We start from the raw sequence: 14,405 nt of genomic DNA, 5'->3' as shown, positions 1-14,405 counted from the left end.
ACACAACAAGACGAGGTGTCTATGTAGCAGGAACTACCGACCAAATACAAACCGTACGGACGTTATGGACAGCGGCGAAAGAGGTCTACTTAACGTTGACCAGGGGCGCACGGGTCATCGTCGCCGGGCGGCTCAAGCAACGCAGCTACCAGACCCGTGACGGGGACAAACGCACGGTGTTCGAGCTCGAGGTCGACGAAGTCGGGCCGAGCTTGCGATTCGCGCGCGCTCAGGTCAACCGCACCGGACGCAGAACGAACAACGGCAGCGGCAACGGGTTCGGCGTCGACAACCCTACCCGCGCCACCTCTGCGGCCGAGCCCGCCACCGCTGCGCGGACCTCGGATGCTTCTGACCCGTGGGCCACCTCCGCCCCGGCGGGCAGGGGCAGCGAAGCGTGGGCCGAGCCTGTGCTCGCCGGTGTCGGTGTGGGTGATTTCGGAGAGCCACCGTTGTGACCTGACCCGGTTCTGCGATGCCGTTGCGGTGGCGAGCGGGCAGGCAGGTGGTGGGTCGGGGCACCGTGCTGGGGTGGGCCCAGCCGCTCGAGGGCTACCAGGCCATCGTGCGCCACGCCGTCGGGCCCGCGCCCGGCGGAAACGAACCCCCCGCGCCCGTCCCAGCCCCAGCTGGCGGTGGGGTTGTGCGCGCGGGGAATTCGCCCCCGCACGCAGATGGCGCGTTCCCGCCGTCGTGTCGCCCGCTGTCCTGGTGAACAGCCCTCGGCTGGGCCCACCCCAGCCCGGCACCCCTATTTCGCGAAAAGCGTGGCAGTTCCAGCGCGCCCGGGTGCCGACCCATTCTCGCCATCCACAGTCAGGAGAACAGCTGTGTCCGTTCACGCACCCACCGTCTCCCCCACGATCACCCTCACCACATACAGTGTCGAGCCCGGGTTCGACCTGCACGATCTCAATCTGGCTGCCCCCGATGTCACCGTCACCGAGCCACCGTCCGACGAGCCCGCCACCAAATCTGTGGCGGCGGTGCCGGATACGCGGTCGTTCCTGGATGCGATCGAAGCGATCGAGCTCACCTTCGCCATCGATCGCAAAGCCGCGATCGCGATGTTCCGTCCAGCGTTGGACTTGGCGACCGACGCCGACTGGGACCTGTTGGATTTCATGGTCGAGTGCTTCACCCTCTACCCGCGTGAGTCGGCGCTGCTGCGTCTGCGGGCCCGCTGGGCCGCCGGTGACGAAACCGAACGCGAACGGTTGGTGCGGTTGGTGCCCGACACCGACCCCGGCCTGCACTCCCACGACAACCACGCCCTGGCTCAGCTCATCGAGACCCGCGCCAGAACGAACGGCACCACCGTGGCCGAAGAGTTCGCGGCGTTCCAGGTCCAGCTCGCCGCCGCCGAGATGCCCCGCCAATCCATCCGCACCTGGCGCAACCCGCTGCCTCGGCTGGCCATGCCCGCCTCCCGCCGCATCGATGCCGCCCGCCTGGACCCCGAGCAGATCCGGGCCCGTGTCCTCGCGCGGGGCAAGCGGCGCCCCGCGGAGCCGGAACCGGTCGAGGTCGCCGCGTATGTGCAGGAGAGCTTGTTCGTCGACACCGAAGTCGTCGAGCAAGCCCGCTTGCGTCAACGGTGGGCTGAGTTGATCGCGCGCGGAGTCACTCTCACCGCCGGTGCGCCGCGAGGGTGGACACCGCGTCGCCCCGGTGAACGGGCGCCCCTGCCCGCTGACTTGGCTGAGGCGATGTGGGATCACCAGTACTGCGTGCACGTCGCCGATCAACGCGACCACGACCGCGCCCTGGCCGGTGAATCGACCAAGTCCCCCGAACACTCCCACGCCTGGGCCGCCGAACGAACCGGGCTGCGCTCCCGCGCCGACCGGCGGGAAGGTTTCGTGTTCCAGGGCAACGGTCTCGACGACTTCGCCACCGCGATGACCCCGGTCGCCGGATGGCGGTGCGTGTCCTGCTTCGTCGAACGCCCCACCACCGACCAACGACCCATCCACGTCCGCGACGGGATATTGCGCAGCGATGACGGACTGTGTGACTACTGCCGGTGCGAGAACCGTGTCGGGTTGCCCGCGTTGCCCGCCGGGTTCACCGTCGCCGATCTCGCCGCCACCTACTGCACCTACTTCGTCGAGCACTACCGCGACGCCGCCTACGGGCTCATCGCCGAGGTCCGTCGTCGCGCGCCGGAATGGTTGATCACCGTGATCGACCGGTTCCTTACCGCCCACCCGGACCTGCCCGGCACCCCGGCACCAGTCGACGCCGACTCCGACGCCGAACCGGCGCCCGCGGTGTCCAAGCGCCGCCGCGGACCGATGGTGCCACCCGGACAACGGCCCGGCCGGTGCGAGGGCTGCACCCGCTACACCCCCGTTCACGACGACGGGTTCTGCACACAGTGCCGGGTCCACCTCGGCCTGCACATCCCCACCCCACGCGAGCGTCAACTCGTCGCCGCCTGACCCACTCCCACAGCACGTAGTCGGCTGGGGCACCGCCAGATCCGGGGTGCCCCAGCCGGTGTGCTTGACCTCGAGGAGGCCCGCCTGTGTTTCATCGCGCCCGTCATGCCCGCGCTCGCCGCCGGTTCCTCCGTCAACGTCGGCGCCGCCTCACACAGGTGATGATCGCCGTCCACCTGGCGGCCGATCCTCGCTCGATGATCTACGGTCATCGCCCCGGTGACCCGTACCTGTTGGCCGATCGGTTCCGGCTCGACCGTCGCGGCGATGCCGACGACTTCGCGGTCCTCGACCGGGTCTTCGCGGCACTCAACGACCACCCGCACCCCGTCGACGTCGAGCACACGCGCCGCTGGTACCGACACGGCCACCGATCCCTGTCGGTCGGAGACATCGTCACCATCGACCACCGCCGCTACGCCTGCACACCCTGGTCATGGGACGCGCTCGCCACCGACTGAACGAACGCGCCCTGCGCCTCGGGCCGCGCCAACCCTCGCGCCCGCACCACCGCATCCCCACACGATCCGAAAGTGAACACTCATGGGCCAACACTTCAAACCTGTCTTCCTCGCCGAGGACTCCGATACCGTCATCGGCCACCTCGATCCAGGGATCTTCTTCAAACTCGCCGAGCACGCCGCCCGACGCGATGACTGGTTCGTCTCCGATGTCGCACGAATCCTCACGACACCGACGCGCATCGCGTGGGTCGGCGTGTACAGCGATCCTGAACCCGGCACCGAACCGCCTACCAACCTCCATGGCCTCGCCGAGGACTTGCCCGAAACACCGGTCCCCGATGTCGTGCCCGGAACGTATCTGATCAACCACGACCGCCGCGTCTACCTCCTCGTTCACCCCACGCCCGACGAGGACGAGGTTCATCCCCTTCCCGCGCTCACTCTCGATGGCGCCGAGGGCTACATCGAGGACGAGCACGGCAAGATCGGGTCCTGGGCGCGTCAGCGCATCAGCGTCGCCGACACCGCGCCCACCGGATACACCGAAGTCCAGTTCCGCGCCTGGTTCGACTGACCCAGCGCCACCCCACTCAGCCGTGCCGCAGCGGGCATCGCTCGCTGTCGGTCGGCGACATCGTTTCGATCGGCGGTGACCATTACGCCTGCGCGCCGCTCGGCTGGGCGCCGATCGCACCGCCGGGCTGAGCGCCGGCGGCGATGGGGATCAACCGCGCTCCAACGGCTGATCCCCACCCGAAACTCCCGCATCACCCCCGCCTCTGCTCACCACTGCTACACCCAGCCCGTACTTGCCCGCCCCCGCATCGCCACCCTCCTGCACCCTTCCGCGCTCCCCCCACACCTCCCCTTCGCTTCTCTCCGCCCATTTAAAAAGGCAGACGTCTGGCATTCAGGAATTGCAATTCGATAACTTCCGTGTCGAGAGTTGTCGAAAGTTGTCCAGCGTAGTCCAACCCGAAAATTGCGCCCTTGCACAGCAAAAGTCGACACCGCTTCATGGAGGCATGGTTGCCACCATTCATCGAGTTACCGCAGGCAATGGATACCAATACTATTTGCGCAATATCGCTGCCAACGATGCCACCGCACGGGGCCGGTCTTCGCTGGCCGACTACTACTCCGCTCACGGCGAAGCCCCCGGACGCTGGCAGGGCAGTGGTCTGGCCGCGCTCGATATCACTCCGGGATCGGAAGTGACTGAGTCGCAGATGCAGTCACTGTTCGGCCTGGGGATCCATCCGAACGCCGAACAGATCGAAGACCGCGTCTATGCGCACCAGATCAGCCTGGGTGCCAACGACCGTGAAGCCAGGCGGGCAGCGGAGAAGGCATCGAAACTCGGCAACAAGTTCGCCGCCTACGAAGCCCAGTCCAAGTACAGGAGCCAGTGTTCCGAGGCCTTTCGTGCCCACAATTCTGCACGGAACCATGCACCGATGACCGCGATCCCGGACGACGAACGCGCGCGCATCCGAACGCGAGTAGCCACAGAAATGTTCACCGCCGAGTACGGACGCGCCCCGTTGAATGCCCGGGAATTGTCGGGGTGGGTCGCGAAGAATTCACGACCGAAGCACTCTGCTGTGGCCGGTTTCGACATCACCTTCAGTCCCGTCAAGAGTGTCTCGGTCCTGTGGGCGCTCGCTCCACTCGAGATTTCGCGCCGGGTCGAGGCTGCGCATCGGCGTGCGATCGAGGACGCGGTGAGCTGGTTGGAGCACAACGCGATCTTCACGCGCCTGGGCCGCAACGGGATCCGGCAGGTCGACGTCGACGGCGTGGTCGCCGCCGCGTTCACTCACCGTGACAGCCGAGCCGGTGATCCCGACCTGCACACCCATCTGCTGATCGCGAACCGTGTGCGCGCCGTGGATGGCAAATGGCGCACGATCGACTCCAAAACCCTGCACGAAGCGGTCGTCACCGCCTCGGAAATCTATGATTCCCGGCTCGAACACCACCTCGAAACCGACCTCGCCCTGCAGTTCGAAGCCCGCCCCGGGCGCACCCCCGACCAAGTCCAGATCCGTGAAATCGTCGGCATACCTGTGGAACTGATCGAAGCGTGGTCCCAGCGAGGCGCTGCGATCATCGCCCGCCTCGACCAGCTCACCGCCGCATTCCAGACCACGTTCGGACGTGAACCGTCACCAACAGAGGTCTATGACCTCTCCGATCGCGCGACCCTGGAAACCCGCCCGACCAAACACCTCTCGGCCTCCCTGTCCGAACAACGCGACACCTGGGCCACCCAAGCCAGGCAACTGTTCGACGGCCGCGACACCATCAAAGACGTCGTCACCCGCGCGATGTCGACGCCACCGACACCACGTCCGGAACCGGATGCCGAGTTCATCACCGCGGCCGCCGAGCGTGCCCTGGCCGGGGTATCGGCGAGGCGGTCGACCTGGCGGGTGTTCAACCTGCGGGCCGAGGTCGAACGCCAACTGCGCGGGCAGATCTGCGCAGCGGACTGGACCTGGGTGCCGGACAGGGTTGTCGCCGCCGCGACGGCGCCACCGGCAGCAGTGGCACGCGGTGACCCCGACCTCACCGAACAACCAGTATTGCGGGCCGTCCCAGCGTGGTTAAGTCGCCGCGATTCCACCCCGGTCCATGTTCGGGCGAACTCCCAGATCTACACCACCGAATCCACACTGGATGTCGAAGCAGCGTTGATCGAACTGTCGGTCGAGCCCGGCGCCCGCGTCCTGGACACCGACCTGGTGGCCGCGGCGGTCTCGGACTACAACACCGCCAACCCGGACCGTCGACTCAACGCCGGCCAGGTCGGTGTCATCTCCACCTTCGCCACGTCCGGGTTACGCGTGCATACCGCCAACGCACCGGCCGGCACCGGCAAGACCACCGCCATGCAAGTGCTCACCAGCGCATGGCATTCCAGCGGCGGCACCGTCCTCGGCATGGCGCCCACCGCCGCGGCCGCCGCGGTGCTCGGGGAGTCGATCGGTACTCGCGCCGAGACCGTCGACAAACTCCTCGACGTCATCGATCGCCACACCACCCGCCCGGAATCGCCCACCATCGTTGGGAATTCCCCGCCGTCGCTGCCGCAGTGGGTGCTCGATATCGACAACACCACGCTGGTGATCGTCGACGAGCACGTCAAACTCGGCAACACCAAACGCCTGCGGCTCCTGCGATTTCTCTCCGACCGTGGTGCGACGGTGCGCTGCATCGGCGACGACCGGCAGCTGCCCGCGATCGACGCCGGTGGCAGCGACGTCGACATGAACGCCGCCTCGCCTGAACAAACCCTTACCCTGTCCCATGTCGTCCGGTTCGCTTCCACCGCCGAGGCGACCGCCTCGATCGGGCTGCGCGAGGCCGACCCCGCGGCATTGGCCTGGTATCTGGACAACAACCGTATCCACGCCGGGCACACCGGGTCGGTCTACGACGACACCTACCAAGCCTGGACCGCCGACGCCCTCGCAGGCCGCGACGCGATCATGCTCGCACCCACCCACGAGGTCGTGTCCGCACTCAACGCCCGCGCCCGCACCGACCGACTCGCCCGAACCGGCACCGAACCCGGACCGGCGGTGGTACTCACCGACGGTCTGCTCGCCTCGATCGGTGACACCGTGCGCACGCGACGCAACAACCCGACATTGCGTTTCGGCGCCCACGATTGGGTCCGCAACGGCTACGCCTGGACCATCACCCGCGTCCACGATGACGGTTCGCTGACGGTTTCGCACCGCCACCACGGCACCGACAACGGCGAAACGGTGCGGCTGCCGGGAGAGTATGTGCGCCATCATGTGCGCCTCGGCTACGCCTCGACGATCGATTCCGCGCAAGGAATCACCGCCGAGGCCTGCCATGTCGCGTTGTCCGGACGCGAATCCCGCCAGCAGTTCTATGTCGCGATGACCCGCGGGATCCACGCCAACCACGCCTACGTCGTCACCGCACTCGACGGCGCCGAAGGCGCGATCTACACCGAACCCGCCACCTATCCACGCACCGCCGTCGAGATCCTGCACCGCGTGATGGCCCGCGACGGCGCGCAAACCTCCGCCCACACCGAACTCCGCGACGCCCTCGACCCTGCTCTGCGGATCGGGCGCGCAGTCGATATCTACCTCGACACCCTCGGCCTGGCCGCCGAACACGCCCTCGGCACCGAGCAACTCGACGCCCTGGACCGCGCCGCCGACCTCGTTCACCCGAATCTGATCGACAGCCCGGCCTATCCCGTACTACGCCAACACCTCGCCTTGATCACGCTCACCGGCGCCGACCCCCTCGCCGCGCTGCGCGCCGCCGCCGACACACGCGAACTCGACACCGCCGACGACCCCGCCGCGGTCCTGGACTGGCGCTTGGACACCACCGGTGCTCATTCCGCAGGTACCGGTCCCCTCGCCTGGACCCCCGGCCTTCCCAACAGCGTCATGAATCAACCTCTCGCCGAGCCGGTTCGGGCCCGCGAACAGATCGTGGCCACCCTCGCCGCACGAATCCGCGACACCGCACAGCAGTGGACACCGGGGACCGCACCAGCCTGGGCACGCCCCTTGCTGGGCACCGACCCCGCCCTGCTCGGCGAGCTCGCGGTCTGGCGGGCCGGTCTGCACATCGCCGACACCGATCCTCGCCCGACCGGCCCGCCCCGCTACACCGGACTCGAACGAACCCAGCAACACCGGCTCGAACAACAGATCATCGACGCCCACGGAGACCCGACACTGCCCCGCAACCGGTGGGCCGAGGTCGTCGACGCCATCGATTCCCGCATCACCACCGATACCTACTGGCCGATCGTGGCCGACAAAATCGATCTGGCCGACCGCGCCGGACTTGACATCACCACACTGCTCGCCGACGCCGCCGCCCACCACCCACTGCCCGATGAAATGCCCGCCGCAGCACTGTGGGCGCGGCTCGAGCTCGAACCATCCGCGCTCGACACCATCCACAGCGACCTGCTGCGCCCCGACTGGCTACCCGATCTCGAAGCCGTGCTCGGCACCCACATGGCCGAACAGATCATCACCGAACCGGCATGGCCACGCGTCGTCGCCGCCGTCGAACGCGCTACCACCTGGACAACCCGCGATCTACTCAGCACCGCCTACGAACTCCTGCAAGGCGCCCAACCCGACGACACCACCCCGCTACGCCCCGACCAGCTCGCAGCCGCGCTCGCCTGGCGCATCGACGTTCTCCACCACAACTCCCCGACACCACGACCACCCGCGACGAGCCAAACTCCGACTGCAGCAGAACCCGCTCCCCCGGCCGACAACCACGCTCAATCTTTGAGCACCGTCGCCACGGAAGAACCAGCCCCGAACCCCACAAACGATGCCCTCACCGCCGACACCGATTCTCGCAGCACCGACGGCGACCCAACCACCGGCGTCGAATACATCGCACAACTGTTCGCATCAGGACGCGTCTCCGAGGCCATGTCCACGTTCAGAGCATTCAGAAGCGAGCTCTCCGAGGAGCAAAACGACATCCTGACCGCCGTCGCGGACACCCTCTACCAGAACAGCTTCCCCGTCGCACTAGCGCGACTCCGCTGGGCCGCCCAACAATTCCCCGAACACCGGACACTGATCCAGGCTTGCACACCTGCCACCGATCCACGCACCTTCCACCGCGACCCCGGACCACCCCGAGACCGACCCCGTCCCGTCTACGACCACCGCCAGACCGTCGATCCGACGATCAGACCAGATCTGTTCGACCCGATTCAGGCCGCCGGCACCGACCTCACCGACCAGTACGTCAAGGAGAGCCACAGACTCGAACTCGAACGCCTACGACAGGAAGAGAGAAAGCCACGACCTACAACGAACAACAGCGGCACCCCAGTCGATTTCCTGTTCAACGCGATGCCCGCCGTCGTCGGCCTGCCATGTGTCGACTGCAGCATCGAACGCCCCCGAAACGCGAGTATCCCCGTACCGCCACGCCGCTCCGATGACGGGCTGTGTCACTCCTGCCGCGACAACAAACGACCAGCAATCCCCGACCACAACCCTGCCGAGCACCTCGAAGCGAGATGCACCCACATCGCCGAAACACACCCCGCACACGCAGCATTAGCGATGCTGCGCCGCGACTGGCGCACACTCGATCGGGTCGGACGCAGCCTCATCGAGCAATGGCTCACCGATAACCCGCTCACCGAACAACCACTCCCAGTTCTCGCCCCGCTGCAACGTCTCTCCGATCGCGAGCTCGCCGAGGCGATCGACGGACTTACCCAGCGGCTCAGCAACATCGCCACCGAAGCTGAATTCTTCGCCCCTACTCGGCGTGTCGACTTCACCATGCCCGACCCGGCCGTCGCCGAACACCGACAAGCCGCCGGGAACGCACAGCTGATCGCACACCAGCACGCGCACGAACTCGACACCGCTATCCGCCGGCTCCACGCGACCACGAACGCACTCGACACCGCCCGAGCAGAACTCGACGCCCTGCCAATGACGCACCGCCGCCAACGCAAGACCCTGCAGGAGCACATCAACACCTTGGTGGGCGAACACCGCGAGCGCAGCCAAGCACACGAGCAGATCCGAAACGCCGCGCGGGCAGCAAACCGTCAAGCCAACGAATTACTCGCCCGAGCCGAAAGCACCGCCGCGGAGGACGAAAACCGCCGTCTCGCACATCAGGCACGCGCGGCCGACGGTGCCGCCAACGACCGCGAACAAGCAGCCACAGCCCTACAGATCGGACTGGGCTCCGAACTCACCGACCACCGTGCAGAACAACAGAGACGACAACGGCTGTCACATCCGCAACGACGACTTGAGGAACGCGCACGAGCAGGACGTGACCCAATAGCCGAGGACTTCAGCCCAGATGAGAACGCACCATTACGCGAGAACACACCGAGTTCGGGAATGGATTACGGCCTGTAACCCCCGGAAAAGTACCCCCAGGAGTTCGGTTACATACCTACCGAGCGGAGATCAGCGGTCGAGTGAAAGCGCTCGTGCGAGCGCAACCGACTTTTGCAGGTCTGGTGTCTGGGTGCTCATCCTCAGCACGTTGCTCGCCCACGCCGTGGTACAGAATTGGTGCCGTTGGCCAGCTGAGCACCGCTCGGTTACGCGATCGCCGCAGGAGTCGTCGAACAGCGCTCATGGCGTGAGCGTCAGTATCGAGCTGAGCTTGCTTCGGCCCGAGTGTGCTGCGGCCAGTTATCTGGGCGACAGACCGTGTCGGGTCAGCGCCATCCTCTACTGTTCATTCGTTCGAAGTAGGCATCGTCGGCGGCCTGGACTTCCTCATCGGTCATGGCGCGTTGAGGTGCCGCACGACGATCCACTGCCTCGAAGGTTTCTTGAATTGCCTTCATGCCGACGGTGATTCGCTCGTCACTTACCAACGGCTGGATCGCTCTTTCGGTCTGAATGGCTGCGTCTTTCTCGGCGGCTGCGGCCGCTCGCAAGATGGCCTCCGGCAACTGAGAACCTAACTGAAATGCGCTGCGGCCCAGTTTGAGGTCGCGTAGACGTCCGGAAGCATCCACGATTGCCGTGATCGCGCCGTTGCCGGCCGTACCGGTGCCGACGATGGTGCGCAAAGCTTCCTGGATCGAGTTGGTTTTCCTCCTGATGTCGACCAGAGCAGCATCGATGTCGTGTTCGTCGGTCACGGAAGGTCCCTGAATTCAGCCTGGATTTCTGGGTTGTTGGTGGTCTCGCGGATGAAGTGGAGTGGGCTTTTCGGGCCGAAGTACGTGTGCATCGTTGCTCGTGTCGGGTCTGCCCCATGAGCGCGCAGCACACGAATCGTCTCTACCGGGTCGCCGCTCGCGGCAACTGCGGCCATGTAGATCGCGGGGTGACCCTTGTCTGTGAGGGCGTGGACATCTGCACCCGCCTTCAGCAGCATTTCGACCGATAGAGGATGCGCGGCTTGTGCGGCGAAATGCAGCGGGGTCCATCCTTCGGCATCGGTGGCGTTGACATCCTGAGTGGCCAGCAGTCGGCCTATAGCCTCGGTATCACCGTCGCGGGCGGCGTAGTGCAGGGGAATGCGACCCCATTCATCCTGGGCTGTCATCTACTTCTGCTCCCTTCGATGGCTGCGGTTCCCGGTCGAGTCTTCGACGTGGAACCGTTCCGGATGACTGTTGACCTCATCGGTGAGTTGCTGCTGCGTCCATCCCTTGTCCTGGGCGTCAGCGATCAACTTTCTGTTCTCGAAGCCGCTGTTGTGGCCGAAGTCCCACCCCGGCTTCACGGGGTAGCGAACACCATTGGCCTCGTCCAGGTAATACTGCCCCTTCGGGTCCTTCGGCAGCTGGGTGATCTCAGGATGATTCGCATACGTTTTGTCGATGGGAACCTTGATGTCGGGCTCCGACTTCACGGTGTAGAAGTCCTCGGTCGTATCCCCTGGTCGCTTCCACTTCGGTGTGTTGTCGAGGATCTTCTGTTTGGTTTCGGCAGTCAGGCTCGGCCGGCGTAGACGCGACCATGCAATAAACGACCCGTCTATCGCAGCGCCTTCCGCGCCTGCGAGTGCTGGGCGTGCTCGCAAAAGTGGGCCCAGCAACTCACCACCGCGGGCGAGCGACTGTCCCACGATGGCGGGGACCTTGATCAACTCGGTCAGCCCGATCAGCGCCCGGATCGTGTTCGCGATCCGCACGCCGAAGGTGGTCAGAAGAATCGCCATGCCGCCTTGTGCGGCAACTACTGATCCCCCGCCGGTGAACAAGGCGAAGACGAATCCGGCTGCCTGGTCGGCGGCGATGAGAGCGACCATCTCGATGAGTGCTTGTTTGATCGCGCTCTTGGTTTGCTCGACGGAGTCCGCGTAGGAGTAGCACGAGGTGGCGATGTTGTCGCACACACCGGCCAGGTTTTCGAACTGGCCCTTCACGATGTCGGCCTGTTCGAGGGCCTGCGTAGTCTCGGTTGTTTGCTGGGCCTCGATGAAGGTTCGGGCGCCTACTTGGAGTGCGTCGAGCCCGCGCAGATCGGTGGCCATGCTGCGCCAGGCTGCGCCCGTCATTCTCAGCTCGGCTGGGTCACCATTGGGCCAGAGTTCGCCTTCGACATAACCTTTGACCCAGCTCCACCCAGTGGGTTCGGGGTCATCACCTCCGAACGCGATCGGCGGTTCGCTCGGCTGGTACACCTTCAGGGTGCCAGGCGGAAAGACCAGATCGTCCGCGCTCGGTGACGGAGCCGACTGTGCGTTCGCGTTGGCATGATTCACCGAGGTGAAGTGCAGCAAGTCGTGCATCTGCCCGACAGCCAAGGCAAGGTCACCCAGGGCGTCGACTGTGTTCCAGGCGGCGGGATCGTAGTCGTTGGACCATTTCAGACCAGCGTTGTCAGAGCCCGCGCAGCCTGCGCTGTGTTCGGCGAGCCGCGTTCCGAGCTGTCCGATGCTGAAGGTCAGGGAGTTGTGGACACGTTCGTACTCGTCTGCCGCTTTGCTGAAACCTTGGGGGTCGACCTGGATTACCGGAGGCGCCATCAGGGCCACATCGCCGTGTTGGTGTTGATGGCCGCGCTGTAGTTGGTATGCGCTCTCTTGGCTACCTCACGGAGTTCGTCGAGATTCTCCTTCATTTCCGCGACGCCCACTCGCCACTTGGCGTGGTTGCCTTGGTGCGCTGCGGCGGCCTCGCCCGACCAGATCACGTGCAACTCTGCGATATGGCGCTCGACTTCGGCGACCCATTCCTCCACCGTGGTACCGAATTTCACCATGGTCTCGATGGCGGTATCGAGTTCCTCGAGATTGACCCGGTACGCATCCGCGCTCGTCATGCGGGATCAGGCAGGTTCAGGCCGACGATCGCATCACGGTTGCTGGTGTCGGTGCTCTCGTACTGGGTCGCTGCTTGGGCCAGGAGCGCCGCAGTGTCCGTCAACGCCGCGATGATGGACTCAGCTCCGTGCTTCCACTCCAACCACGACTCATCGTAGGCACTGGCTGCAGTACCCTGCCAGCCGTCGACCAACAGTTCCTTGCCGATGGTGTTGTCCAACTTGGTCAGCTCGCTGCGGATCCCCTCGGCCTTGTCGCCGGTGAACTGTGCAGCCGCCCGTAGACGATCGACATGCACATTCAGGTCATCAGACACTCTGCTCCCCCAAACCGAAACCTTCATACCGATGCGCTCAACGACTCCTCCTGCCGCACTGCCGACGAGAGGTGCTTATCGTTGACGCGGGCTTCCGAGATGCGTTGCTACGCAGATGATACTGATCCTCAAGAGTCGAGTTCGCACCGATACGAACGTCATGCAGCATCGAGAGCCCGCTTTGTTCGGCGGTCGCAACCACGCCCCGCCCAAAATCGCGGGCTACGCAGGTCTCTGGCGATGAGTTCAGGCGGTCCTGTTCCTGCGCCCTGCCACCGGTCATCGGCGAGACCACCGTCGGGGCCCAGAGCATCGATGTTGTGCGTTGCCAGCCCCATTGGCGACCTGACGAGAGGCTGACGCTTGCTTGGCGACCCGTTGCAACCCGTGAAATTCTCTGGCCGCCAAATGTAATTGACTCCAGGATGCTGGGCATCATGGTCAACCAGATGAACACCAACCAACGCTCATCTGGCGCGGTCTTCCAGAACCTACACGCCACGCTGTCGAAGGACGTGTCGTGCGCTGGGGCCATCTGCTGTGACTCGATTGGTCTATTGCGACCGAAGTGCCCACTGCGAACCGCCAGCGGTATCAGTCACCTCGATGCCAGCAGCAGCCAAGCAATCTCGGACTTCATCGGCGGTCGCCCAGTCGGCGGCGGCCCGAGCGGCGGCACGCTGTTCGAGTTGTCCGGTCACCAGGACGTTGAGCGCGTGGTGGACAGTCTCGCCGGTGTCCGTGTGCTGGTTCCAATGCGGGTCGAGGGGATCCAGCGGACTGTCGCCGAACCCGCTGTTCACCGGCCGGGACTCGGTCCATGGTTAGGGTGGGGCCATGTTGCTTTGGATCAACGGCCCCTTCGGGGGTGGTAAGACCCAGACTGCGTTCGAGCTGCATCGCAGGCTTCCCGGCAGTGTCGTGTGCGATCCGGAAATGGTCGGCCATGGGCTGCACCGGATGATGCCGCGGAGGCTTCGTGCCGACTTCCAGGACTATCCGAGCTGGCGGCAGGGCGTGTTCGAGGTGCTGGACCATGTGCTTCGCGAGCACGACGGTGTGGTGATCGCACCGATGACAGTTGCCGAACCTCGATACTTCGCCGAGACAGTCGGGCGGTTGCGGGAGACAGGACACGACGTGCGGCATTTTGCGTTGCTGGCCCGTCGAGAAACAGTTCTGGATCGTCTTCGCGATCGCGGACTCGGTCTCGCCCCCGTCCTGCGCGCAGTCGGTCAGGGCGATCTATTGCTGCGTGCAGAACAGTTCGCTGTGGACAGACTCGACTTCTGCCTCGAGCAGCTGAGCAAGCCTGAGTTCGCCGACCAGATCTGGACCGACACGACTCCAGTGGCGTCGGTAGCCGACCGCATC

The 14,405-nt window shown here is 65.2% G+C and carries 12 protein-coding genes; 6 read left to right on the top strand and 6 right to left on the bottom strand.

Annotated elements, in window-relative coordinates; translation table 11 throughout:
* The first annotated feature begins 44 nt into the window (after positions 1-44).
* The 5 genes from ACWEVR_RS33845 to mobF all read left to right on the top strand — a co-directional run bounded on the left by ACWEVR_RS33845 (position 45) and on the right by mobF (position 9,840).
* A complete protein-coding gene (locus tag ACWEVR_RS33845) occupies positions 45-458 on the top strand; it encodes a single-stranded DNA-binding protein (protein WP_452470189.1) in 414 nt (137 codons plus the stop codon).
* Between the two features lie 372 nt (positions 459-830).
* On the top strand, positions 831-2,444 hold the full coding sequence (locus tag ACWEVR_RS33840) for a hypothetical protein (protein ID WP_452470187.1): 1,614 nt from the start codon (positions 831-833) through the stop codon (positions 2,442-2,444).
* Positions 2,445-2,641: 197 nt separating this feature from the next.
* Positions 2,642-2,905: a hypothetical protein gene (locus ACWEVR_RS33835; RefSeq protein ID WP_133734302.1), complete on the top strand. Its 264-nt coding sequence runs from the start codon at positions 2,642-2,644 to the stop codon at positions 2,903-2,905.
* 82 nt (positions 2,906-2,987) lie between these two features.
* Complete coding sequence (locus tag ACWEVR_RS33830; RefSeq protein ID WP_452470186.1) at positions 2,988-3,482, top strand: hypothetical protein; 495 nt, start codon at positions 2,988-2,990, stop codon at positions 3,480-3,482.
* Between the two features lie 451 nt (positions 3,483-3,933).
* Positions 3,934-9,840, top strand: coding sequence for a MobF family relaxase (gene mobF / locus ACWEVR_RS33825; RefSeq protein WP_452470185.1), 5,907 nt, complete (start codon positions 3,934-3,936; stop codon positions 9,838-9,840).
* 308 nt (positions 9,841-10,148) lie between these two features.
* Here mobF and ACWEVR_RS33820 read toward each other — a convergent pair whose 3' ends face one another.
* The 6 genes from ACWEVR_RS33820 to ACWEVR_RS33795 all read right to left on the bottom strand — a co-directional run bounded on the left by ACWEVR_RS33820 (position 10,149) and on the right by ACWEVR_RS33795 (position 13,732).
* Entirely contained in the window at positions 10,149-10,580 is a 432-nt protein-coding gene (locus ACWEVR_RS33820; protein ID WP_452470184.1) for a YbaB/EbfC family nucleoid-associated protein, read from the bottom strand.
* Positions 10,577-10,990, bottom strand: a complete 414-nt coding sequence (locus tag ACWEVR_RS33815) for an ankyrin repeat domain-containing protein (RefSeq protein WP_452470183.1) — start codon at positions 10,988-10,990, stop codon at positions 10,577-10,579. The genes ACWEVR_RS33820 and ACWEVR_RS33815 overlap by 4 nt, the downstream gene beginning before the upstream one ends.
* Complete coding sequence (locus ACWEVR_RS33810; RefSeq protein ID WP_452470182.1) at positions 10,991-12,418, bottom strand: WXG100-like domain-containing protein; 1,428 nt, start codon at positions 12,416-12,418, stop codon at positions 10,991-10,993. It lies immediately after the preceding gene.
* Positions 12,418-12,714, bottom strand: coding sequence for a WXG100 family type VII secretion target (locus tag ACWEVR_RS33805; RefSeq protein WP_452470181.1), 297 nt, complete (start codon positions 12,712-12,714; stop codon positions 12,418-12,420). Before ACWEVR_RS33805 ends, ACWEVR_RS33810 begins: the two co-directional genes overlap by 1 nt.
* Complete coding sequence (locus ACWEVR_RS33800) at positions 12,711-13,031, bottom strand: WXG100 family type VII secretion target (RefSeq protein WP_452470180.1); 321 nt, start codon at positions 13,029-13,031, stop codon at positions 12,711-12,713. Before ACWEVR_RS33800 ends, ACWEVR_RS33805 begins: the two co-directional genes overlap by 4 nt.
* 554 nt (positions 13,032-13,585) lie before the next feature.
* A complete protein-coding gene (locus ACWEVR_RS33795; protein ID WP_452470188.1) occupies positions 13,586-13,732 on the bottom strand; it encodes a CysS/YqeB C-terminal domain-containing protein in 147 nt (48 codons plus the stop codon).
* A gap of 136 nt (positions 13,733-13,868) precedes the next feature.
* Between ACWEVR_RS33795 and ACWEVR_RS33790 the strand changes: the two genes are divergently transcribed.
* Positions 13,869-14,405: AAA family ATPase (locus ACWEVR_RS33790; RefSeq protein WP_452470179.1), on the top strand; the 537-nt coding region annotated here is incomplete at its 3' end.

The organism is Nocardia sp. NPDC003979, assembly GCF_053605015.1.
This window is presented reverse-complemented; position numbering and strand designations above follow the sequence as displayed.

Coding starts and splice junctions, on each gene's coding strand:
- ACWEVR_RS33835 (WP_133734302.1), top strand. CDS start 2,642: ATGATCTACGGTCATCGCCCCGGTGACCCGTACCTGTTGGCCGATCGG.
- ACWEVR_RS33815 (WP_452470183.1), bottom strand. CDS start 10,990: ATGACAGCCCAGGATGAATGGGGTCGCATTCCCCTGCACTACGCCGCC.
- mobF (WP_452470185.1), top strand. CDS start 3,934: ATGGTTGCCACCATTCATCGAGTTACCGCAGGCAATGGATACCAATAC.
- ACWEVR_RS33810 (WP_452470182.1), bottom strand. CDS start 12,418: ATGGCGCCTCCGGTAATCCAGGTCGACCCCCAAGGTTTCAGCAAAGCG.
- ACWEVR_RS33830 (WP_452470186.1), top strand. CDS start 2,988: ATGGGCCAACACTTCAAACCTGTCTTCCTCGCCGAGGACTCCGATACC.
- ACWEVR_RS33805 (WP_452470181.1), bottom strand. CDS start 12,714: ATGACGAGCGCGGATGCGTACCGGGTCAATCTCGAGGAACTCGATACC.